The 21,079-nt window shown below is 66.0% G+C and carries 26 protein-coding genes; 17 read left to right on the forward strand and 9 right to left on the reverse strand.

Going from position 1 to position 21,079, the window contains the following annotated elements; genetic code table 11:
- Window positions 1-88: 88 nt before the first annotated feature.
- A complete protein-coding gene (locus HV701_RS03360) occupies window positions 89-316 on the reverse strand; it encodes a hypothetical protein (protein WP_175131669.1) in 228 nt (75 codons plus the stop codon).
- Window positions 317-479: 163 nt separating this feature from the next.
- Here HV701_RS03360 and HV701_RS03365 point away from each other — a divergent pair, with 163 nt between their 5' ends.
- The 4 genes from HV701_RS03365 (at window position 480) to HV701_RS03380 (ending at window position 3,413) form a co-directional block, all read left to right on the forward strand.
- The gene (locus HV701_RS03365; protein ID WP_236756839.1) at window positions 480-1,127 is read left to right on the forward strand and encodes a DUF7424 family protein; all 648 of its coding nucleotides are present in this window, start codon (window positions 480-482) and stop codon (window positions 1,125-1,127) included.
- 175 nt (window positions 1,128-1,302) lie between these two features.
- Window positions 1,303-1,608, forward strand: coding sequence for an NIPSNAP family protein (locus HV701_RS03370; protein WP_175131671.1), 306 nt, complete (start codon window positions 1,303-1,305; stop codon window positions 1,606-1,608).
- Between the two features lie 163 nt (window positions 1,609-1,771).
- On the forward strand, window positions 1,772-2,689 hold the full coding sequence (locus HV701_RS03375; protein ID WP_175131672.1) for a PhzF family phenazine biosynthesis protein: 918 nt from the start codon (window positions 1,772-1,774) through the stop codon (window positions 2,687-2,689).
- Between the two features lie 289 nt (window positions 2,690-2,978).
- The gene (locus HV701_RS03380; protein ID WP_175131673.1) at window positions 2,979-3,413 is read left to right on the forward strand and encodes a GNAT family acetyltransferase; all 435 of its coding nucleotides are present in this window, start codon (window positions 2,979-2,981) and stop codon (window positions 3,411-3,413) included.
- Between the two features lie 150 nt (window positions 3,414-3,563).
- On the opposite strand, the gene HV701_RS03385 is transcribed toward HV701_RS03380, so the two are convergent.
- Window positions 3,564-4,517, reverse strand: coding sequence for a M14 family metallopeptidase (locus HV701_RS03385; protein WP_175131674.1), 954 nt, complete (start codon window positions 4,515-4,517; stop codon window positions 3,564-3,566).
- Between the two features lie 10 nt (window positions 4,518-4,527).
- On the reverse strand, window positions 4,528-5,526 hold the full coding sequence (locus HV701_RS03390; RefSeq protein WP_175131675.1) for a Bug family tripartite tricarboxylate transporter substrate binding protein: 999 nt from the start codon (window positions 5,524-5,526) through the stop codon (window positions 4,528-4,530).
- Between the two features lie 145 nt (window positions 5,527-5,671).
- On the opposite strand from HV701_RS03390, the gene HV701_RS03395 reads away from it, so the two are divergent.
- The 3 genes from HV701_RS03395 to HV701_RS03405 all read left to right on the forward strand — a co-directional run bounded on the left by HV701_RS03395 (window position 5,672) and on the right by HV701_RS03405 (window position 7,818).
- On the forward strand, window positions 5,672-6,535 hold the full coding sequence (locus HV701_RS03395; RefSeq protein WP_175131676.1) for a MurR/RpiR family transcriptional regulator: 864 nt from the start codon (window positions 5,672-5,674) through the stop codon (window positions 6,533-6,535).
- Between the two features lie 187 nt (window positions 6,536-6,722).
- Window positions 6,723-6,977, forward strand: a complete 255-nt coding sequence (locus tag HV701_RS03400) for a hypothetical protein (RefSeq protein ID WP_175131677.1) — start codon at window positions 6,723-6,725, stop codon at window positions 6,975-6,977.
- 247 nt (window positions 6,978-7,224) lie between these two features.
- Window positions 7,225-7,818, forward strand: coding sequence for a BPSL1445 family SYLF domain-containing lipoprotein (locus HV701_RS03405; RefSeq protein ID WP_175131678.1), 594 nt, complete (start codon window positions 7,225-7,227; stop codon window positions 7,816-7,818).
- Window positions 7,819-7,914: 96 nt separating this feature from the next.
- Here the strand turns inward: HV701_RS03405 and HV701_RS03410 are convergent, their stop codons facing one another.
- Both HV701_RS03410 and HV701_RS03415 read right to left on the reverse strand, forming a co-directional pair.
- Window positions 7,915-8,148 carry a hypothetical protein gene (locus tag HV701_RS03410; protein WP_175131679.1) on the reverse strand — a complete coding sequence of 78 codons (234 nt, stop codon included), beginning with the start codon at window positions 8,146-8,148 and terminating at the stop codon, window positions 7,915-7,917.
- Window positions 8,149-8,259: 111 nt separating this feature from the next.
- Window positions 8,260-8,730, reverse strand: a complete 471-nt coding sequence (locus HV701_RS03415) for an Lrp/AsnC family transcriptional regulator (RefSeq protein WP_175131680.1) — start codon at window positions 8,728-8,730, stop codon at window positions 8,260-8,262.
- A 160-nt stretch (window positions 8,731-8,890) separates the two neighbouring features.
- Here HV701_RS03415 and HV701_RS03420 point away from each other — a divergent pair, with 160 nt between their 5' ends.
- The 5 genes from HV701_RS03420 (at window position 8,891) to HV701_RS03440 (ending at window position 12,203) form a co-directional block, all read left to right on the forward strand.
- Window positions 8,891-9,802, forward strand: a complete 912-nt coding sequence (locus tag HV701_RS03420) for a DMT family transporter (protein ID WP_175131681.1) — start codon at window positions 8,891-8,893, stop codon at window positions 9,800-9,802.
- 53 nt (window positions 9,803-9,855) lie between these two features.
- Window positions 9,856-10,080: a hypothetical protein gene (locus HV701_RS03425; RefSeq protein ID WP_175131682.1), complete on the forward strand. Its 225-nt coding sequence runs from the start codon at window positions 9,856-9,858 to the stop codon at window positions 10,078-10,080.
- A gap of 336 nt (window positions 10,081-10,416) precedes the next feature.
- Window positions 10,417-10,629, forward strand: coding sequence for a hypothetical protein (locus HV701_RS03430; protein ID WP_008159938.1), 213 nt, complete (start codon window positions 10,417-10,419; stop codon window positions 10,627-10,629).
- Between the two features lie 149 nt (window positions 10,630-10,778).
- A complete protein-coding gene (locus tag HV701_RS03435; protein ID WP_175131683.1) occupies window positions 10,779-11,885 on the forward strand; it encodes an AGE family epimerase/isomerase in 1,107 nt (368 codons plus the stop codon).
- 102 nt (window positions 11,886-11,987) lie between these two features.
- Complete coding sequence (locus HV701_RS03440; protein ID WP_175131684.1) at window positions 11,988-12,203, forward strand: hypothetical protein; 216 nt, start codon at window positions 11,988-11,990, stop codon at window positions 12,201-12,203.
- Between the two features lie 96 nt (window positions 12,204-12,299).
- Here HV701_RS03440 and HV701_RS03445 read toward each other — a convergent pair whose 3' ends face one another.
- The gene (locus tag HV701_RS03445; RefSeq protein WP_175131685.1) at window positions 12,300-13,232 is read right to left on the reverse strand and encodes a LysR substrate-binding domain-containing protein; all 933 of its coding nucleotides are present in this window, start codon (window positions 13,230-13,232) and stop codon (window positions 12,300-12,302) included.
- A gap of 190 nt (window positions 13,233-13,422) precedes the next feature.
- Between HV701_RS03445 and HV701_RS03450 the strand changes: the two genes are divergently transcribed.
- From HV701_RS03450 to HV701_RS03460, 3 genes are all read left to right on the forward strand, one after another.
- On the forward strand, window positions 13,423-14,412 hold the full coding sequence (locus HV701_RS03450; RefSeq protein WP_175131686.1) for a Bug family tripartite tricarboxylate transporter substrate binding protein: 990 nt from the start codon (window positions 13,423-13,425) through the stop codon (window positions 14,410-14,412).
- A 2-nt stretch (window positions 14,413-14,414) separates the two neighbouring features.
- Window positions 14,415-15,293 carry an N-formylglutamate amidohydrolase gene (locus HV701_RS03455; RefSeq protein WP_175131965.1) on the forward strand — a complete coding sequence of 293 codons (879 nt, stop codon included), beginning with the start codon at window positions 14,415-14,417 and terminating at the stop codon, window positions 15,291-15,293.
- A 146-nt stretch (window positions 15,294-15,439) separates the two neighbouring features.
- Entirely contained in the window at window positions 15,440-15,760 is a 321-nt protein-coding gene (locus HV701_RS03460; protein WP_175131687.1) for a hypothetical protein, read from the forward strand.
- Between the two features lie 14 nt (window positions 15,761-15,774).
- On the opposite strand, the gene HV701_RS03465 is transcribed toward HV701_RS03460, so the two are convergent.
- Window positions 15,775-16,617, reverse strand: coding sequence for a LysR family transcriptional regulator (locus tag HV701_RS03465; protein ID WP_175131688.1), 843 nt, complete (start codon window positions 16,615-16,617; stop codon window positions 15,775-15,777).
- Window positions 16,618-16,725: 108 nt separating this feature from the next.
- On the opposite strand from HV701_RS03465, the gene HV701_RS03470 reads away from it, so the two are divergent.
- Complete coding sequence (locus HV701_RS03470; protein WP_175131689.1) at window positions 16,726-17,712, forward strand: bile acid:sodium symporter family protein; 987 nt, start codon at window positions 16,726-16,728, stop codon at window positions 17,710-17,712.
- A gap of 3 nt (window positions 17,713-17,715) precedes the next feature.
- Here the strand turns inward: HV701_RS03470 and HV701_RS03475 are convergent, their stop codons facing one another.
- Both HV701_RS03475 and HV701_RS03480 read right to left on the reverse strand, forming a co-directional pair.
- On the reverse strand, window positions 17,716-18,102 hold the full coding sequence (locus HV701_RS03475; protein WP_175131690.1) for a Rieske (2Fe-2S) protein: 387 nt from the start codon (window positions 18,100-18,102) through the stop codon (window positions 17,716-17,718).
- A 52-nt stretch (window positions 18,103-18,154) separates the two neighbouring features.
- Window positions 18,155-19,957 carry an ABCB family ABC transporter ATP-binding protein/permease gene (locus HV701_RS03480; protein ID WP_175131691.1) on the reverse strand — a complete coding sequence of 601 codons (1,803 nt, stop codon included), beginning with the start codon at window positions 19,955-19,957 and terminating at the stop codon, window positions 18,155-18,157.
- A 284-nt stretch (window positions 19,958-20,241) separates the two neighbouring features.
- On the opposite strand from HV701_RS03480, the gene HV701_RS03485 reads away from it, so the two are divergent.
- On the forward strand, window positions 20,242-21,069 hold the full coding sequence (locus tag HV701_RS03485; protein WP_175131692.1) for an aldo/keto reductase: 828 nt from the start codon (window positions 20,242-20,244) through the stop codon (window positions 21,067-21,069).
- Window positions 21,070-21,079: the final 10 nt, after the last annotated feature.

The raw sequence follows: 21,079 nt of genomic DNA on the forward strand, positions 1-21,079 counted from the left end.
GATTCGTAAGCCCGTTGTTGGCGCTGGAGGCTACACCTCTGCTCGTTGTTGGCTGCCAGCCACGCCCTCTCTCAGACGAGATGCACCTTCACGGCATGCCAGTCATGCGATGCGGAAGGGCATGCGGTAAGGGGGTGACCTTGACCTGCCCCCAGATTTTGTACGACTCCGCCAGGCGTTTTACGCTGGAATCGCGGTTCTCGTTGAGTACGGTGAGCAGGATCCGCCCATGGGAATCCTTCATTGAGGCCGTGGGTACGGTCACCGCTATTTGTAGATATGTTGCGGTAAATTCCGCCATTTTCTTCAACGGCATCGGTGCCTTCAAGGCGCCGCCTCGATCTGCCACATTTATCGGGCGATTAGTCGATTGGACGTAATTTGTTATTGATGGTTAGAATCCAGGCGCTCTGCTTTTTATTAATCAGGCCACGGGTAGCGCCATTCGTTGCAGGCCGCATGGAGAAAAAATGTCGAGGATGAAGAGAATTGCCGTGCTGGCATGCGTTGCCGCCTTGATTTCCGGATGCAAGACCACGGTCGAGACGGCGGTCAGCCTTTCTGATTTACTGACCGCGCCCAGCAAGCAACTACCGGGCAATTTGTATGTGGAGGTGCCGAGCTGCCAAAGCCATGAGGATTCGCGCCTGCCGTCGACCTCGGTGCAGGACGTCCAAAAGGCGATGCCGGGTATTTTCTCCGACGCCAAATATCAAGAATGCTTCCGCAAGGGATTTGATTCCTATGTGCGGTTCTCTGTACCGATATTTCTCGACAAGGACCTGGATGGCAAGCCGGCATCGCCTTCCCATATCAATCTGATATCGAACGAGAAGGCCTTGCTGCGAGTCAGCGTTCCGGACCAGGTGAAGGCCCGCATTATCAATGCGCAAAAGCGATCGCCCGTGGGCGGGTTGGATCTGAAGTTCGTGATTCGGGTCAAGAACGATACGGGCAAGGATTTCGCATTCACGGCCTTGGCGGCGTACATCGACCGGACGCCGCACGTCTTCAATAGCCTGACGGTAAAGCGCGGCGGCGAATTCGTTATCACGCTGTCTGACGTTTCCGCCCGGTCGGCGCTGGATAAAGGTGAAGCCCTGGTCTTGCTGCTGCCGTCGAACTAGCTGTCTTTGCATTTGGCGGGGGTATCCGCGGACATGGGCGTGTCAGGTGGTCTCGGCGCATCGTATGCGGATACTAGACTTGCAGCCACCGCGGTGGGGCGATTGACCAGATTTTATCCCGCGCGCTAGGATGCCGCGGCGCGTTCGCGCCTCATCCATCCGCTACGGAGTCTTCATGGTCACCTGCTATCTGCGCTACGTCATCGACCCCAGCCGTCTCAAGGAATTCGAAGCCTACGGCAAGATGTGGATTGTGCTGGTCGAGAAGTTCGGCGGCACGCACCATGGTTATTTCCTGCCGTCCGAAGGGGCCAACAATATCGCGCTGGCGTTGTTCACGTTTCCCAGCCTGGCCGAGTACGAGCGCTATCGCCAGCAGTCGATGGCGGATCCGCAATGCCAGGCCGCATTCCAGTACGCCGAGGACACGCGCTGCATTCTCAGCTACGAGCGCAGTTTCTTTCGCCCCGTGTTCGATTGAACGCAGGCGCGGCGAGGCGGTCCCGCTGGTTCGCTGCCGCAGCCGGCGGGCGCGCCGTCTGGCGCTGCCTGTTATGCCTTGATTTGAGTGGCTCTGTGCCTGTCGTGGAGCGAAGACGGCACGCATAATTTTGCGCATCCGCCAGCCGATTCCAGGAGCCCGCATGCGCTACCGCTACGTCACCGCCGATGTCTTCACCGAACATGCTTACCAAGGCAATCCCTTGGCGGTGGTGCTGCAGGCGGAGGGGCTCGATACCGGGCAGATGCAGCGCATCGCGCGCGAATTCAATTATTCGGAGACCAGTTTCGTGTTGCCGCCGCGTGATGCGGAGCACACCGCCTGGGTGCGTATTTTCACGCCCGACCGCGAGGTGCCGTTCGCCGGGCATCCCAATGTGGGAACGGCCGTGGTGCTGGCGCGCGAGATGATCGCGGCGGGCCAGCCGGCGCCGGCACGGTTTGTGTTCGAGGAAGCGGCGGGTCTGGTGCGCATCGATTTGCGCTATGGCGAGGATGGCGGTTTGCGCGGCGCCGAGTTGGCCGCGCCGCAACCGCTGACGCGCGCCAGCCAGGTGACGGCCGAGGCCGTGGCGCGCGCGTTGAGCCTGGCGCCGGAAGATATCCAGTTGTCCGAGCACGCGCCGCAGGTGGTGTCGGTGGGATTGATCTTCCTGGTGGCGCAACTGGCCAGTCGTGCTGCGCTGCGCCGCGCGACGCCGGACCCGGCGGGCTATGCGGCGTTGCTGCCGTTGGACGGCGCGCGTTCCATCTATGCCTATACCACCGACTGCCGCGACGATGCGGCGCTGGGGCCCACGGATATCCAGGCGCGCATGTTCACCGGCCGTATGACCGAGGACCCGGCCACCGGTAGCGCGACCGGAGCCATGACGGCATTGCGGGCAGCCCTGCGCGGCGCAGGCGCGCTGCGCCTGCGGGTGGGCCAAGGGGTGGACATGGGGCGCGCCAGCCTGTTGCTGGCGCATGCCGAGGTGCGTCCGGATGGCGTATGGGCCGGCGTGGCGGGTCAGGCGGTGGTGGTGATGGAGGGCACGCTGCCGCCGCCCGCTGCAGCCTGAGCCGCGTTGCGCGATCTTGTCGCGGCATGTCCGTGCCGTGTATGCTGGCTGCCATGAACCGCATCCAATTTGCCCCGCCGGCCATGCCGGCCCGGGCCGACAACCGACGAGTCACTCGACGCCTGCGTTGAGTGGCAAGCCGTGTTCGAACGCCGGATCCCCGGTGTTCCCACCAGAAGGCCACGATACCCCTCGTGGCCTTTCTGTTGGCGCGGCATGCGCGCCTTGCTTTGCAGCCATCGAGGGCGTAGCGCCCGGCCTTCGTTTTTCCCTTGGAGAGGAACGAAGCATGAAGCATCCTGAACTGGCCATCCGGTCTTTCCGTCCGGCGGATGAAGCCGCCGTCATCCAACTGTGGATCGATTGCGGGCTGACGCGGCCCTGGAATGATCCGCGCAAGGACGTGGCGCGCAAGTTGACTGTGCAGCCCGACCTGTTCCTGGTCGGCGAGGCGGACGGCGCCCTTGTCGGCACCCTGATGGGCGGATATGACGGCCACCGCGGCTGGGTCAACTATCTGGCGGTGTCGCCGGCGCATCAGCGCCGCGGCTATGCGTCGGCGCTGATGCGGGCGCTGGAGCGCAAGTTCCTGGAGATGGGGTGCCCCAAGGTCAACCTGCTGATCCGCGCGGGCAACATGGCGGTGAAGGACTTCTACGCCAGCCTGGGATTCCAGCAGGACGAGGTGATCAGCCTGGGCAAGCGCTTGATTCCCGACCTGTGAGTCAGCGCCTGGCCGGCAGCGTGCTCGCCATGTGGCCGGCGCGGCGTTCAAGGCGCTGCGCCGCCGGCCGCTGGCGGATCGCCCTGGCCTGGCAATCCTGCCGCCGCTGAACGCCGGCGGCGGTGTGCTTCAGGGGCCGCCCGCTTTCCCCTACATGGGTTCGGTCAGATACACCGCTTCGCGGCCGACGATGGGCATGCGGGTTGGCATGAAGATGGTGCAGTTATCGCAAGGCGAGCGGATTTCTTCGCCGGCGTTGATGCCGATGAGTTCGCCTTTGTCGAACACCTCGAAGCCGAGCAGCGGCCGCGTGAAGCTGAAGTCGTCGGACTTGACCATATGCACTTCCAGCAGGCGAAACGGTTGTGCCGGCGTCGCGGGCGCGTGGCGGGCGGGCGCGTCGATCAGGCCGAGGTGCGACAGGAAGCGCAACGTGACATCGGTGGCGAGCGTGGCGGCCGATTGCGCGAAGTGCTGGCCGCATTCGACCACCAGCGCGCCGCCGCTGTTGGAAGCGGGATCGCCATGGCGGCCGTAGTTCAGCACGCCGGTGCCGGGAAAGCGGCCGGCCGGCATCACCAGTTGCACCGCCGGCGCGCCGACTGCGGCCGCCAGCGCGGCATTGCGGTCCATCTCGGGATAGACCCAGAACGGCTGCACCGGCGCGCGGGTGGAGTGGATGTCGAGCACGTAGTCGGCTGCGTCCAGCACCGGGCGCAGTTCGCGCGCGCGCCGCAGTTCCGGGCTTTGTTCATTGCCGTCGAGCCATTCGGGCGACCAGATACGGTTCAGGTTGTGGACCAACTGGCGGTTTTCGTAGGGATTGTCGATGTCGAACGCGTCGTAGGCCTCCATGTTGGCGAAGCTGACGGTGAGCGTGCCGATCTTCGGGCGCACGGCCGTATCGAGCAGATGCGTGGCCGCCACCATGCCGCAGATTTCGTTGCCGTGGGTCAAGGCGTTGATCAGTACGTGCGGACCGGGCTTGCCCGATTCGAAGCGATGCACGTAGTCGATGCCGGTGTTGCCCTGGCGATAGGCGGAAAGGTCGCGCGGCAGGACTTCGAGCGGCGCGGTGTCGGGAGCGAAAGCGGGGTTGGACATGGCAGGGAACCTATTCCGGGCGGATGCCGGCGCGGTCGATCAGGTCTTTGTACAAGGCCAGGCGCTGCGACATCATATCGGTGAATTGTTGGGGAGTTTGCAGTTCGGGCGGCAGGGCGCCGCTTTTTTCCAGGGATTGTCTCGTGGTGTCCTGGCGCACGGCGGTTTGCACCGCATCCAGCAGTTTCTGCTGGATGGCGGGCGGCGTGCCGGCCGGTGCGGCCAATCCGATCCACGACATGGAGTTGAGCACGGGATAGCCCAGTTCGGCAAAGGTGGGCACGTCGGGCAGCGATGGCAAGCGCTTGGGCGCGGCCACCGCCAGCGCGCGCATCTTGCCGACCTGGATGTGCGGCAGGAACGGCGCCAGGTTGTCGAGCGCGAACTGGGCCTCGTTGGACAGCAGCGCGTTCAGCAGCGGCGCGCCGCCGCGATAGGGCACGTGCACCGCGCCGACCTGCAGCGTGTGCTTGAGCAGTTCGGCGTTGAGCTGGCCCATGCTGCCGACGCCGGCGGTGGCGAAGTGGACCTCATCGGGGCGCGCTTTCAGGTAGTCGATGAATTCGGCGAAATTCTTGACGGGCAAGGCGGCGCTGGTCACCAGCACGTTGGGCGAGCGTGCCAGTTGCGAGATCGAAACGAAGTCCTTGATCGGGTCGTAGCCGAGGTTGGGATGCATCAAGGGGTTGGCCAAGTGCGAGCTTTGCGACGAGGCGACCAGCGTATAGCCATCGGGCTTGGCGCGCGCCACGCGCTGGCTGCCGATTGCGCCGCCGGCGCCGTCACGGTTCTCGACCACGATGGTGACGCCCAGGATCTTGCCCAGCACGTCGGCGTAGAGCCGGCCGGCCAGGTCGACGGAGCCGCCGGCGGGGAAGGGCACCACCAGGGTAATGGGGCGCGACGGATAGGTGTCGGCGCGTGCGGACAGGGGCAGCAGGGCGGCGGCCATGCCCGCGAGCAGCAGTTGGCGGCGGGCGGGCGACAAGGCCTCGGAGGGGTGCTTCATGAAGCTCTCTTGTGGGGACGATCGGTTCGGTCTATTCTGCAATATCCATTGCAGAATGAAATATAGTCTGCAATGAAAATTGTTTGGTTTGGGGTTATCACCTAGGGCGCCGTCCGCGCTTCGTTTCCAGGGAGTCGTCCGCATCGTGAATCTGCATCAGCGCATCGCCGCCTACGACAAGAAACTGACCAAGACCGAACGGCGCCTGGTCGAGGACATGCTGGCACGCTATCCCCAGGGACTGCTCGAATCCGCCACGGCGCTGGCGCGCAATGTCGGTACCAGTGCTTCCACCGTGGTGCGCCTGTTGGCCAAGCTGGGCTACGACAGCTATGCCCAGGCGCAGATGCAGGCGCGCGCCGAACTCACCGCGCGGCTGGCTTCGCCAGGGGAGCGGGCCGACGCCGTCGGTCTGGACAATCCATCGGCGCAGGCTTGTCTGCGCAATGCCCTGCTGCATGACCAGCACAACCTGGAAACGACCTATGCCGCGATCGACGCGACGGCATTCGAGGCCGCGGTGCGCCTGTTGACGCAGCGGCGCGCGCGCGTGCATGTGCTGGGCTTGCGCCAGGCGGCGCCGCTGGCCAGTCACATGGCGCTCTACCTGAACCTGTGCCTGCCCGGCGTGCGCGCCCTGACCGGGGCGGGCCCTCTGTTCCTGGAAGACCAGTTGCTGTGGCTGGACGAGCAGGATGTGCTGCTGGCGTTCACGTTCCGGCGTTATTCGGTGGCTGCCGCCAAGGCGATCAAGGTGTTCAGGGAGCGTGGAGGCAAGGTAGTGCTGGTGACCGATACGGCGGCGGCACCGGCCGCGGCGCAGGCACACCACGTGCTGCTGGCGCGCACCTCCAGCGCGTCGCCGTTCGATTCGTATGTGGCGGCGCTGTCGCTCTGCAATGCTCTGCTGGCGGCGGTGGCGCTGCGCCGCAAACAGGCGCTGGCCGCGACACTGGAACGCGGCGAGGCATTGTGGGACGCGCAATGGATCCATCCGCCGGCGCGTTGAGCTGGCCAAAAACGACCGCCGAAAGCGGCGCCGGAAGGGTGCGGAAAAGCGGCCTTTCATGGTTTGTCCAGATGCGTTTGCACCACGGCTTCTAGTACGTCATAACCCCTTGAAAACATTGCTTTTCAAGCCTGTTTTTTCTTGGCATATTGCGCTCCGGAACAAGCGGATTTCGGGAGCGCAGGATATGGACTTGTGGCCGCAGCGTCACATCGACGGCTTCGAGGTGCAGTGCGAAGTGGTGAGTCTGGACGCCGGGGTGCTGGCGATAGAGATCAGCGTGGCGCGGGCCGGCGTGGCAGCCTTGCCGCAGCGCTGGCCGCTGCCGCGTTTCGTGACCTTCGCCGATCCGGCGGTGGCGCGACGGCATGCCGAATTGGTGCTGTCGGGCATTGTGTCGGTGGACCCGGCCACCGGTGAGCCGCGCTACGGAATTCTTTGAATGCGGTGGGGCGGCGTCCGGGTGTCGATCCGCTTGCAAGGCGGTATCGAGACGAGGATTGGCATACCAAATGTTGCTCACCCGCGAGTCCCGTGCCGGGTGGCACACGCCGCCGATCCAGGCTCGAACGGGCCTCCCGTGCCCGTGCGTGGCGGTAGGTTTTGTTTCGTTTATCACATCATGTGCCTTGCGCCGGCGCCTGGGGCCGGTACAGTGGACAACGGATGACAACAAAAAGGAGAGTTCCATGTTCGACACTTTTCCTGTCCTGCGCCGTGCCGGTCTGGCCGCGGCGACCATCGGCGTGGCCGGCCTGTTGTTTGCCGGGTGCACCACCACCACGCCGCAATCGAGCGCGTCCGCGGCGGAGCAGCGCCAGTCGATCAACAGCGCGGCCAACGCGTCTTTGGGCAAGCTGTATGAAGCCGCGCCGCAATCGAAGGACCTGGTGGCGCGCGCCAAAGGGGTGCTGATCTTCCCGGATGTGCTGAGCGGCAGCTTCTTCATCGGCGCCGAGCACGGCAAGGGCGTGCTGCGGGTGGGCGGCGCCAATGCCGGCTACTACAGCACGACCGCGGGTTCGATCGGCTTCCAGGCCGGCGCGCAGTCCAAGGCGATGTTCGTGTTGTTCATGACCGACGAGGCCCTGAACAAATTCCGCAACAGCAACGGCTGGACGGTGGGCGCGGACGCCACCGTCGCGGTGGTCAACATCGGCGCCAATGGCCGCATCGACACCAATACGGCGCAACAGCCGGTGGTGGGGTTCGTGCTCAACAATGGCGGCCTGATGGCGGGCGTGTCGCTCGAAGGCACCAAGATCGCGAAGATCGATATGTGATGGCGATGGCAACCGGGGCGGCCCGCGCGGCCGTCGCGGCGCCAAGCAAAACGCCGCGGCTTCAGGCCGCGGCGTTTTGCATTGAGGGGGCGCGTGTCAGCGCAGGATGTCGTCGCCATGGCTGCGCACGGCGTTCTCGCGTTCGATTTCGGCGGCTTCGATTTTCGGGTCGAGGCCGCGCCAGCGCAGGATGCGGCCGCGTTCCTCGGCGGGTTCCCAGCCGAGCATGCCGTAGCGCGTGATCTCGGTTTCTCCGGTGTCGAATGCCACCTCGAAGTAGCCCTGACGATCGGGCAGCGTGCTGCCGGGGAACCAATCGGTTTCTGGCATGTTGGACTCCTTGCCAAGCGATGAAGGGGGCGGCTTCTGCCTGAAGCCGGACGCATTTCATTGTCGGCCCGGCGGCGTGTTCCCGCAAGCGCGGCGGGACGCGACGGCAGGCTAGCCGAGCGGCACCGCGGTGGTGTAGAGCACCTGCTTGAGTGCGAAGCTGGAACGGATGCTGGCCACGCCGGGAATGCGGGTGATGTGTTCGACGATCAGGCGCTCGAGCGCATCGACGTCGGGCACCAGCGCACGGATCAGGTAGTCGGCATCGCCGGACATCAAATAGCACTCCATGATCTCGGGCAACACGGCGATCTCGCGCTCGAACACATCGAGCGCGGTCTTGCGTTGCTTGTCCAGCGAGATCTGGATGAACACATTCACCTTCAGGCCCAGCTTGCGCGCATTGAGCAGCGTGACGCGGCGGTCGATCAGCCCTTCGGTTTCCAGCCGGCGCACCCGCGCCAGGCAGGGCGAGGCCGACAGATTGACGCGCGCGGCCAGCTCGACGTTGGTCAGGCGCGCATCGCGCTGGAGCTCGTTGAGGATGCGGATGTCGGTGGCATCCAGGTTGATTTCCGGCATAACAGGCAGGTTGTTCGTGGATAGGCAGTTCGTTTGTGCCGAGTATGCCCGTTCCTGGGTTGAATTGAGGTGAAATATGCTGGGGTTTACCCTATAGACTATTCCTTTGTTTGGCAAATAAGCCAAGAGACGGAATATTCAAGCGGTAGATGTGGCAGCAATGAGTCAGCAGGGCACTTTTCGCAAATTCCTGCCCCTGGCGGGGGCGGTGATGATCTGGGGCGGCAATTGGCCCGTCATGAAGCTGGGGCTGGCGCACATGAGTCCGCTCTGGCTGGCGGCCAGCCGCTTCGGGTCGGCCGCGCTGATCAGCGTGGCGGTGCTGGCGCTGCTGGGCCGGCTGCGATTGCCGACGCGCCAGGAATGGCCGCTGGTGGCGGGCGTGGCGTTGATGCAGATGGGCGCGTTCACCGCGCTGGCGCTGTGGGCCCTGCAGTACGTGGCGCCGGGGCGGGCCTCGGTGATCGCCTACGCGACCTCGATCTGGGTGATTCCGCTGTCGTGGCTGGTGCTCAAGGAGCGCTTGTCGGCGGCGCAGTGGCTTGCCGTCGGGCTCAGCTACGCGGGCATTGGCGTGATCGTGGCGCCGGCCTTCAGTCCGTGGCAGGCGCATACCGTGATCGGCCTGGCGATGCTGCTGGGCGCTTCGTTTGCCTGGGCCTGCAACATCATCCAGCTGCGCGGCAGCCGCCACGTGCGGCTGGGCGCCGACATGATTCCCTGGCAGACCGCGATCGCCAGTGTCCCGCTGGCGGCGCTGGCCTGGCTGCGCGACGGCGCGCCGACCTTCCTGGGCGTAGCGGACGCCTGGCCGGTGATCCTGTATACCGGCCCGCTGGCGACCGCGCTGACTTTCATCGTGGTGCTTGGCATGACGCAGAAGCTGCCGCCGGTGGCGACGTCGATCGCCATGCTGTGCGTGCCGGTCATCGGCCTGCTGGTGTCGTCGGTGGTGTTCCGGGAACGCATTTCGCCGGACCTGGGGCTGGGGCTGGGCCTGATCGCGCTGAGCGTGGCGGCGTCGGCGCTGGCGGCGCGCCTGAAGCGTCCCCTGGCGCTGCGGCCGTCATAGGGAGGGCCGCGGCGCGGCGTGCTATCGTTGGCGCATTCAACTGAGAGTCACGCATGGCATTGCATCGTTTCGAAAAGGGTGAGCTGGGTCACTGGCTGCGCGTCGTTGCCGATAATTCGGATCCGGGCGCCGTCCAGGCCGATGTGCCCGCGCATGTGGCCGAGGCGCTGCAGACCTTGCGGTGCATCGACCCGGGCCCGGATGGCGCCTGGCGCATCACCGAGAAAGGCAAGCTGGCGCTGCGCATGGAAGAGCCCGGCGCCATGCATTTGCGCTAGCACGCGCGCCGGCCCGCGGGCCTTTCCCTGTCCGCTTTGCCCCCTTGGTCCCGTAACCACGACACGTTTGTGACGAAGCGCCGTGTGGCGGGATTTCGTCCATTTCTTGCGAATGTTCGCGCCATGTGTCGTCAGATGGACGCCTATCGGGGCGGCCTACGGGAATTTCCTGAGACGGTTTGTTCGATTTGGCAGCGTCCGGACGTATCGCGCGCTGCGCGCCGCCGGTAAGATGAACTTGCGTGACGAATTCAGGTCTATTCATTGCGCGGGAGTTCTGCACCCGCCTCGTCACGCGTGGTTCACGCGTTTAGGTAGCCGACTGGGAGGTAGCACATGCAGCATCGTGACCAGGAAGTACTGATCGACGTTTCCACAGCGGCCATGGATACCGGCGGATATGGCGTATTGCTGACGGTAACGGCTGAGGGCGGCACCGAAGTGGATGCCGCGTTTTCCCACTTGGGCAACTGCGCCTCTCTGGATGAGGCACGTGATCGCGCGGAAGTCTTCGCGCAGAACTGGGTCGAGGAAAACATCTTCCGCTAGGCGCGTCCGCGCCGAAGGAAGTTGAACGGCTGTACCGGTCTGTGTGGCGCATGACAATCAGGATGACGTTCCAGAGATGGCGGCGGAAATTTCGGTTATCGTCGCTGCTCCATAACAAGCGGTCCTTATCGGACCTGCGTCGTTCCAAGATGACTGCCGCACAGACCAACTCCGCACTGGCGGAGCACATCAACGCTTTCCGCGAGCATTTCGACACCGTCATCCTGCCCATGTGGATGGGGCGGGGTTTCAATGACGCGTTGGGTCTGCCCTTCGAATCCCTGGATGCTGCCACCGGCACGCCGCTGCCTGTCGAGCGCTATCGCGCCATGGCGTGCGCGCGCCAGTTGTATGTCTATGCCGGCGCGCCGGGCGCCGCCGCCAGCGCGCACGCCGACCGGCTGTTCGCGTCGTTGCGCCGCGTGTTCCGCGACGAGACGCATGGCGGTTGGCACTACAGCGTCGACGCGCAAGGACGGCCGCTCGACGCGAGCCAGGATCTCTATACCCACGCTTTCATCGTATTCGCCTGCGCCGCGTATTTCCGGCGCTCGCGCAACGCCGATGCGCGCAAATTGTTGTTGGCCACGGCCGAGAACATCGAGGCGCGCTTTCGCGGTGGCGACGGGCTGTACCTCGCCGCCCTGAGCCCGGACGGGCGCCAGCCGCTGCGCGGACCGGCGCAGAATCCCATGATGCACCTGACCGAGGCCTATCTGGCCGCGGCCCAGGTGGCCGAGCCGGCCTTGTTCGCCACGCGCCTGCGTGGCCTGGCGCAGGCCATGACCCAATCCTTCGTGAGCGCGCCGACGCAGTGCATTGCCGAAATGCCGCTAGGCACGGCCGGCAATCGCATCGAGCCGGGCCACCAGTTCGAGTGGCTGTCGCTGGTGCGCGAGTCGGCCGAGGTGTTCGATGGGCTGGACCTGGTCGAGTCGCTGCCGCGGGGCGTCCATTGGGCCCGCGCCCATGGGGTGGATGGGGGGGGAGTGCTGGCGGCCCTGGATGAACGGGGCGCGGTGCTGGACGATACCCGCCGGATCTGGGCCCAGACCGAATACCTGCGGGTCCTGGCGGTGCTGGACGATCGGCCGGCGCTGGCCGAGGCGCTGGCCGTCTTCCGGGGCCGCTTCCTGCATGACGGCGGCTGGTACGAATGCCTGGACGGCGGCGGCGAGGTGACGCGCGCCGATATGCCGTCGACCTCGCCCTACCATCTGGCGACCTGCCTGGCGGCGTTGCCAGTCGTTGTTTAATTGTTCCGTTAACAATTTTTGTTTAATCGACGATAGGTTTTAATAGAAAAACATTGGTGAAATCCCTTACAATTTAGTAACTATGTTTGTGGGGAAGCATCAATGAGCGTTATGTGCTTGGCTTGCCAACGCATCCACCCCGGTCTTGCCGGCGTGGCACCGCATGCCCATCTGGGGCATCAGGGATTCACCAACCCGACGCAGAAAGGCCGCGAGGAAAGCCGCGAAGACCACTTCCGTTGCTTGAGTTGCGGCGCCAAATGGTTGCGCGAAACCGATAAGTGGGGCGTGGATCTGGGGTTCAAGCTGGCGCCCTGAGGCGCCGTGCTGCCTGGCCGCGAGGCCGCCAGACCGCCTGTCATCAGCGGGCCCCGTGTCGGGGCCCGTTTTGTTTTGTAACGCTCGGTCTTGCAATCAGGCCTGGACGGCAGCCGCGGCGTCGGAATCCTGACCAGCGGTATCAAGCAGCCACTGCCGGAAACAGGATAGGGCATAGTGATCGCGCCGTTGCGGGGGGGCACACAGGTGATAGCCGCGGGCGATGGCGATGCGCAGGTCGGGGAATGGGGCGGCCACGCGGCCGGCCTGCAGGTCGTCCTGCACCAGGCAGCGTTGTAGCACCGCGATGCCCATGTCCGCCATCACGGCGCGCACCAGGATGCTGACCTGGTCGAAACCGCTGGCCAGCTTGAGCTCGTCGCGCCGCACCCCGGCAGCCTCGAACCAGCGCGCCCAGTTGTCCATGGCATTGGCGTGGTACAGCAGGGGTTCGCCGAGCAGGCCGGCAGCGGTGTCCCACAGATGCGCCGCGCGTCTTGCGGCCAGCCGCGAGGGGCTGCAGATGGCGATCATTTCGCGGCCGATCACGTAGTCCGCTTGCCAGCCCGGCCATTGCCCGGCGACGCCCGACAGGATCGCGGCGTCGGGCGTGGCGCCGGAGAAGTCTTCGTTGCGGCGATAGGCTGTGAAGCTCAGCTGGATCTCGGGATGGCGGCGGTGGAAATCGGGCAGGCGCGGCACCAGCCAGGCGCTGGCCAGGGTCGGCACGCTGGATAGCGTCAGGCGCAGGCGGCGATCGTCGGCGCGCAATTCGGCGCTCAGGGTCTCGATGGCCTGCAGCGGCGCCAGCCCGCCGTCATAGAGCTTGCGGCCGGTTTCGGTCAGGGTCAGACCATGGGCGTTGCGGCGCATCAGCGGTTGGCCGAAATGGGTTTCGAGCCGGGCGATGGCGCGGCTGATCGCGCCCTGGGTCACGCAGAGCGTTTCGGCGGCCAGGGTGAAGCTGCCCAGCCGCGCGGCTGTCATGAAGGCATGCAGCTCGGACATCGATGGCGAATGCAGGCGCATGAGCGGGCAGGTCGGGCAGGGTCGCGGCACCATTATTCGGGGCTGCCCATGGCGGAGCCGCGCCGTGTCGCCACGCCCTAGCATGAGCGTTGGTAATGAAGGCGTGCAATATAGTCGTTTGAAAGCGGATCGTAAAGTTCGGACACTGGCGGCCTCGCAGCAAGACCTGCACCTTTTCCGGAGTCGCTCCATGCCCCGCCGCTTTTTCGGCTGTTCCGCGCGTATCGCGCTCGCCGGCGTCTGCGCCGTGCTGTCTTTTGCCGGTCAGGCGCAAGCCGCCGACTATCCTTCCCGTCCCATCAAACTGGTGGTGCCGTTCGCCGCGGGCGGCTCGACCGACATCGTGGCGCGCCTGGTGGCCGAGTATGCCGGCCGCGACCTGAAGCAGACCATCGTGGTCGAGAACAAGGCCGGCGCCGGTGGTTCGCTCGGCATGGAGCAGGTGGCGCGTTCGACCGCCGACGGCTACACCCTGGGCATGGCGACGATGAGCACGCACGGATCCAATCCGGCCGTCTATCGCCGGATGAACTATGACCCGCTCAAGGATTTCGAGCCGGTCGCCAACGTGCTGGCCGTGCCCAGCATCTTCGCCATCAACCCGCAGGTCCCGGCCAAGAACATGGCCGAGTTCGTGGCGCTGGCCAAAGGCCAGGCGGACAAGTACAGCTTCGCTTCGCCCGGGGTGGGGTCGCTGGGCCACGTGAACATTGAGAACTTCATGATGCTGGCCGGCATCAAGCTGCTGCACGTGCCGTACCGCGGCGCGGGTCCGGCGCTGAACGATGTGATGGGCGGACAGGTGGACGCGATCACCGACAACCTGTCCTCGACCCTGCCGCAGGTGCTGGGCGGCAAGCTGCGCCCGCTGGCCGTGCTGGGCGCCGAGCGCTCGCCGTTGCTGCCTGACGTGCCGACCTATATCGAGCTGGGCTATCCCGAGATGGGTACCGGTGGCTGGTTCGGCCTGGTGGCGCCGGCCGGCACGCCGCCCGCGGTGATCGAGCGCCTGAACCAGGCGGTGCGCGCGGCGATGCGCGACCCGGAATTCCGCAAGAAGGCCGAGGACGTTGGTGGTACGCTGATGCCGACCTCGCCGCAGGAATTCAAGGTTCAGATCGAACAGGCCCTGGCGCGTTACGCCAAAGTCGCCAAGGCCGCCAACATCCAGGCTGACTGATGATGACACCCGCCGATTTCCAAGCCGTTTCCGTGCATGCCCCGACCGCGCCCGCGCTGCCTTTGGTGTGCGATTCGCCGCATAGCGGCGAGCGCTACCCCGCGGACTTCGGCGCAGTGGCCAGCCTGGCGCAGTTGCGTCAGGGCGAGGACACGCACGTGGACGCCTTGTGGTCGGCGGCGCCGGCAATGGGCGCCACGCTGGTGGCGGCACACTTTCCGCGCGTCTACATCGATCCCAACCGCACGTTGCGCGATCTCGATCCGGAGCTGCTGGCCGAGCCCTGGCCGGAACCGCTCGAACCGGGCGAGAAGACCCGCCTGGGCAAAGGGCTGATCTGGCGCCGCATGGACCCGGCCACGCCGATCTATGACCGCAGGCTGACGCTGGCCGAAGTGCGCCATCGCATCCAGGCGTACTACGAGCCGTATCACGCGGCGCTGGCGCAGGCCATCGAAACCGCGCAACGCGATTTCGGCGCGGTCTGGCACCTGAACCTGCACTCGATGCCGAACGATGCCTACGAGCGGCTGGGCCGCGAGAGCGCGCATCCGCTGGCCGATTTCGTGCTGGGCGATCGCGATGGCACCACCTGTGAACCGGAATTCATCGCGCTGATCGAGACGGCGCTGCGCGACCGCGGCTACACCGTGGCGCGCAACGATCCCTACAAGGGCGTGCAGTTGATCGCGCAGATCGGCCAGCCGGCGTTGAACCGGCACAGCCTGCAGGTCGAGATCCGTCGGCCCCTGTACATGGACGAGGCGACGCGCGAGCGCAACGCGGGCTTCGAATCGCTGCGCGCCGATCTGTCGCAAGTGTTGACGCAAGTGGCGCAGTACGTGCGCGCGCGCCTGCCGGCGATATCGTCGACAAAATAGACGCGCGTGCATCGTTGCAATCCCGCGGCCCCGATTGATGCGAATCAATCGGGGCCGTTGCACGTGCGCTTAAGTTTCCCAATGCGGGGCCGTTGTCGCTAACAACGAGCTGCGTCGATCATTGGCGTGGCCTATAAGGAACCGGTATGGCCGAGAAGATCATCAATGGTTTTTCCGTCGTGGCGTACGCGACCCAACCCGAGGGGCGCATTCCGGCGCGCGCCTTTCTGGAAACGCGGCGTCTGCCGGTGAAGGCGGAGACGGCGGCCCTGGCCGCTGACGCGCAGGCCGAGCCGCCGGCCTGTGACGCGGCCGAGGCCGTGGAGGAACCCGAAAGCCAGGCGTTCGAGATATTCGTCACGCGTCGCTTTCGCGGCGCGGTCGAAGCGATGTCGGCGGCGCGCAACGCGCTGGACCGGGTCAAGTCGGTGGACGAGGACGGCGTGCCCGATCACCTGCCGGACTGACGCCGCGCACGGTGTCAGGTCAGCGCGCTGCGCATCAGGATCTCGGTCAGTGCCCGGGTCGGCTGGTTGGGCGCGGGCGCCGAGATGACGATGAATTCCACCTGTGGCAGCGCCGGCAGGGCCGGCACCCCGGCGGGCGCGGCCAGGCCGGCGGTGGACAGGTGCGAGGGCTGTACCGTGATGCCCAGCCCGGCGCGGGCGGCCGCCTGACAGCCGGCGTAGCTGGTGCTGGTGCAGACGATCTGCCAACCGCGGCCGGCACGCGCCAGCGCATCGAGCGCCAGGCCGCGGGTGACGCTGGGTTCACGCAGCAGTATCAGGGGCAGCGGCGCGTCCGCGGCGATGCGCAGGCCTTCCTTGGCGCGCCACAGTAGCGCCTCTTTGTGCAATGTCTGGCCGCGGCGGTCGCCACGGCGGCGTTTGCCGATCATGACGTCCAGGCCGTTGTCGTCCAGCAGCCGGTAGAGATCGCTGGTGACGCCGATGGTGATGTCCAGTTCGACTTCCGGATGGGCCTGGCGGAACGCGGCCAGCACGTCGGGCAAGGGCCCCATGGCCAGGTCGTCGGAGGTGCCGAGCCGCACCCGGCCGCGCAGCCGCGGCACGTCGAACAGGCGTTCGGCCCGCTCGTGGGCGTCGAGGATGATCTCGGCATGCACCAGCAGGCTGCGCCCGTCGCTGGTCAGCGCCAGCGAGTGGGTGTCGCGCAGGAACAGGCGGCGGTTCAACGACTGCTCCAGCTGGCGGATGTGTTCACTGACGGTGGGCTGGGTCAGGCCGAGGCGGCGCGCGGCTTCGCTGAAGCTGGGCGCGCCCGCGGCGGTGGCGAATGTCTTGAGCCAGAGCGGATTGAGCATGGCGGCCTGCTTATAGGAAAGTCCGATAGCAGCTACAGTAACCAGTGGCCTTCACGATAGCAAGCGGCACGCCTATAGTTTCCGCAACCTCTCTGGAAACTTCTCGTCATGCGCCGCTTCCTGCCCGACTCGTTCACGCTCATCCTGATCGCCACCGTGGCGTTCGCCAGCTTTTTCCCGGCCGTGGGCAAGGGCGCCTCGTTCATGATGGTGGCCAGCAATGTGGCGATTTCGCTGCTGTTCTTTCTGCACGGCGCGCGCTTGTCGACCGATGCGATCGTGGCCGGGGTCAAGGACGTGCGCTTGCATGCGCTGATCCTGAGTTGCACCTTCATCCTGTTTCCGCTGTTGGGACTGACGCTGCGCGCGCTGTTTCCCGGTTTGCTGACGCCGTCGCTGTGGCTGGGCGTGATCTTCGTGTGCACGCTGTCGTCCACGGTGCAGTCGTCGATCGCGTTCACCTCGATGGCGCGCGGCAACGTGCCGGGCGCGATCTGCGCGGCCACCGCTTCCAATCTGCTCGGCACGGTGCTGACGCCGCTGCTGGTGGCGGTGCTGCTGCATCGCCAGGGTGGCGGCCATGGGCTGGCCGATGCCGGCCGCATCCTGGTGCAACTGCTGCTGCCGTTCGCGGTGGGCAGCCTGCTGCGGCCGTGGATCGGCGCCTGGGCGCAGCGCAACAGCCGGGTCCTGTCGAAGGTGGACCGCAGTTCGATCCTGCTGGCGGTCTACACCGCTTTCAGCGAGGCGGTGGCGCAAGGCATCTGGCATGCGTTCCCGGCGATCGACCTGGCCACCATGGTGCTGGTCAATGCCCTGTTGCTGGGCACGGTGCTGCTGGTCACGACCTGGGGCAGCCGCAAGCTCGGACTGTCCAAGGAGAACGAGATCACGCTGGTGTTCTGCGGCTCGAAGAAGTCGCTGGCGTCAGGGATTCCGCTGGCCACGGTGCTGTTCGGCACGTCGCAGATGGGTATCGTGGTGCTGCCGCTGATGATTTTCCACCAGATGCAGTTGATGGTCTGCGCGGTGCTGGCGCGGCGCTACGCCGACCGCGCCGAGCCGGCGCAGGTGGCCGAGCCGGCCCGCGCCTGAAGGCTAGCCTTCGGCGGCGAGCGGCTGGATTTTGCCGCCGGGCAGCCAGTAGACGGCGCCGTCGCGTTCCTCGACCGTCAGCACGGTAAGGCGGCCATTCTTGCAGGGGCCGCCGACGCACAGGCCGGTGTCGGGCTGGTAGGTGGCGCCGTGGCGGGCGCACATGATCAGATCGCCGGCGCGGGTGAAGAAGCTGCCTTCCCAATCGAGTTCGACGCCAACGTGGGCGCAGCGGTTCAGATAGCCGTGCACCCGGTCCTGGTAGCGCACGAAGAACGCCGTGGTCCGGCCCGCGCTGTCGGTGACCGGCACTTTGACGCCGAGCCCGCCGTTGACCAGGTCGGTGGCGGCGCAGACGCGGACTTCGGGAGCGGTACGGGAATCCTGCATGGATGGCCTTGGAAGCAAAGGGTGCGATCTTCGGACAGGGGGGCGGGCCTTGTCAATCCGCGGGCGCGGCGCCGTTTTCCTGCTGCCGCGCCCACATGGCGGCATACAGGCCGCCCGCCGCCAGCAGTTGCGCGTGGCGGCCGCGTTCGGCGATGCGGCCGTCCTCGAGCACGAGGATCTCGTCGGCGTCGGCCACGGTGGACAGGCGGTGGGCGATGATGAGCGTGCTGCGGCCGCGGCTGACTTCGCGCAGGTTGGCCTGGATGTCGCGCTCGGTGCGGGTATCGAGCGCGCTGGTGGCTTCGTCGAACAGGAAGATGGCCGGGTCCTTGAGCAGGGTGCGGGCGATGGCGACACGCTGTTTTTCGCCGCCGGACAGTTTGAGCCCGCGCTCGCCCACCATGGTCTGATAGCCGTCGGGCATGGCCATGATCAGGGCGTGGATGTGCGCCAGCCGGGCCGCGTGCTCGATCTCGGCGTCGGACGCGCCGGGCCGGCCGTAGCCGATGTTGTAGCGGATGGTGTCGTTGAACAGCACGGTGTCCTGCGGCACCACGCCGATGGCGGCGCGCAGGCTGGCCTGGGAGACGTCGCGCACGTCCTGGCCGTCGACCAGGATGGCGCCGGCATCGGCGTCGTAGAAGCGGAACAGCAGCCGCGCGATGGTGGACTTGCCCGCGCCCGAGGTGCCGACCACGGCCAGCGTCTTGCCGGCCGGCAGCGTGAAGCTCACGCCCTTGAGGATGGGTCGGCGTTCGTCGTAGCCGAAGCGCACGTCGCGGAATTCGACCGCGCCGCCGGCCACGCGCAGCGGCTGCGCGCCGGGGCGGTCGGCCACTTCGCGGTCCTGGCCGAGCAGTTCGAACATGCGTTCCATGTCGATTATGGCCTGCTTGATCTCGCGGTAGATGAAGCCGAAGAAGCTCAGCGGCGAGTAGAGCTGCAGCAGGTAGGTGTTGACCAGCACGAAGTCGCCCAGGGTGTGGCGGCCCTCGGCGATGCCGTTGGCGGCCATCCACATCACCAGCGTCAGGCCGGCCGAGATGATGACGGCCTGACCGACATTCAGGATCGACAGGCTGACCTGGCTGCGCACCGCGGCGCGTTCGTAGCGGGTGAGCGAGGCATCGTAGCGGCGCGCTTCGTGTTCCTCGTTGCCGAAGTACTTGACCGTCTCGTAGTTCAGCAGGCTCTCGATGGCCTTGGTGTTGGCCTCGGAGTCGGTTTCGTTCATCTGCCGGCGGAACTTGGCGCGCCATTCGGTGACGGCCAGGGTGTAGGCCATGTACAGCATCACCGTGGCGCCGGTGGCCAGCGCCAGCCAGCCGTCGAACATCTTCCACAGCACGATGCAGACCAGCCCGATCTCGAAGAAGGTCGGCAGGATATTGAACAGCAGGAACGACAACAGCGTCTGGATGCCCTTGGTGCCGCGTTCGATGGCGCGGGTCAGGCCGCCGGTCTGGCGCGTCAGGTGAAAGCGCAGCGCCAGGCCATGCAGGTGGCGGAAGATGCGCAGGCCGACCGAGCGGATGGCGTGCTGGCCGACGCGGGCGAAGAGCGCATCGCGCAGTTCCGAGAACAGCAGCGACAGGACGCGCGCGCCGCCGTAGGCCAGGATCAGGCCCAGCGGCACGGTCACGTGGCCCGGCGCGCCCTGGCCCAGGGCGTCGATGGCGTGCTTGTAGATCACTGGCACGTAGACGGTGGCCGCCTTGGCGGCGAACAGGCAGAGCAGGGCGGCCACCACGCGCGCCTTCAGTCCCGCCTGGCCGGGCGGCCAGAGGTAGGGGAACAGGGTGCGCAGGGTGGCCAGGCCACCGCGGCCGGCGGAGCGGGAATCGGGTGCGGACATGGACGGGATGGCGCAGCGGGACGGGCCTGCGCGGGGCGCGCGGACCGGGTTTCAGGGCCATTATCCGGCACCGGCGCTATGATCTAGCTGAAAACCCCTGGGATGGATGCACCATTTCCAGGGGTTTTCCATCCGATTTTCGCATCGTTAATTCAGTACGGGCGCAGCGGGCGGGCCCGTCATCAACCGTAGACCAGGGATTACGCCCGGCAGTATTCCTGGTCGCGCGACCCGGCGCGTTTTCGCCGCGCGGGCCTCGCGTCGCAAGCTTTTCGGAGGGTCATATGGCGAAAGTACCCACAGTGAAACTGAACGACGGCGGCAAGATTCCGCAATTGGGCCTGGGGGTGTGGCAAGTGCCCGACGACCAGGCCGCCGCCAGCGTCAAGGAAGCGCTGGCGGCGGGTTACCGTTCGGTGGACACCGCGGCGATCTACGGCAATGAATCCGGCGTGGGCGCCGGGCTGCGCGCGGCGGGCGTGGCGCGCAAGGATCTGTTCATCACCACCAAGCTGTGGAACGACAGGCATGGCTACGACGCGGCGCACAAGGCGATGGACGAAAGCCTGGAGAAGCTCGGCCTGGCCTACGTGGACCTGTATCTGATTCACTGGCCGGTGGCCGGCAGCGAGCAGTTCGTCCAAGCCTGGCGCGCCATGATCGAGATGAAGGAAGACGGCCGCGCCCGTTCCATCGGCGTGTCCAATTTCACCCAGGCCAACCTGGAGCGCCTGATCGATGCGACCGGCGTCACGCCGGCTGTCAATCAGATCGAGTTGCACCCCGGATTCGCGCAGCGCGACTTGCGTGCCTTCCATGCCAGGCACGGCATCGCCACGGAATCATGGAGCCCGCTGGCGCAGGGCAGGATCACCGAGGACAAGACGATCCTGGAACTGGCGCGCAAGCACGGCAAGTCGCCGGCTCAGGTGACGCTGCGCTGGCATCTGCAGCACGATCTGATCGTGATTCCGAAGTCGGTGACGCCGGCGCGCATCCGCGAGAACATCGACGTGTTCGATTTTGAACTGTCGGGCGCCGACATGGCGGCCATCGATGCCATCGAGGAAGGTCCGCGGCTGGGCCCCGATCCCGAGAAATTCGGCAAGTAGCCCGCGTGCT

Source organism: Achromobacter pulmonis, from assembly GCF_902859765.1.
GTDB lineage: Bacteria > Pseudomonadota > Gammaproteobacteria > Burkholderiales > Burkholderiaceae_B > Achromobacter > Achromobacter pulmonis.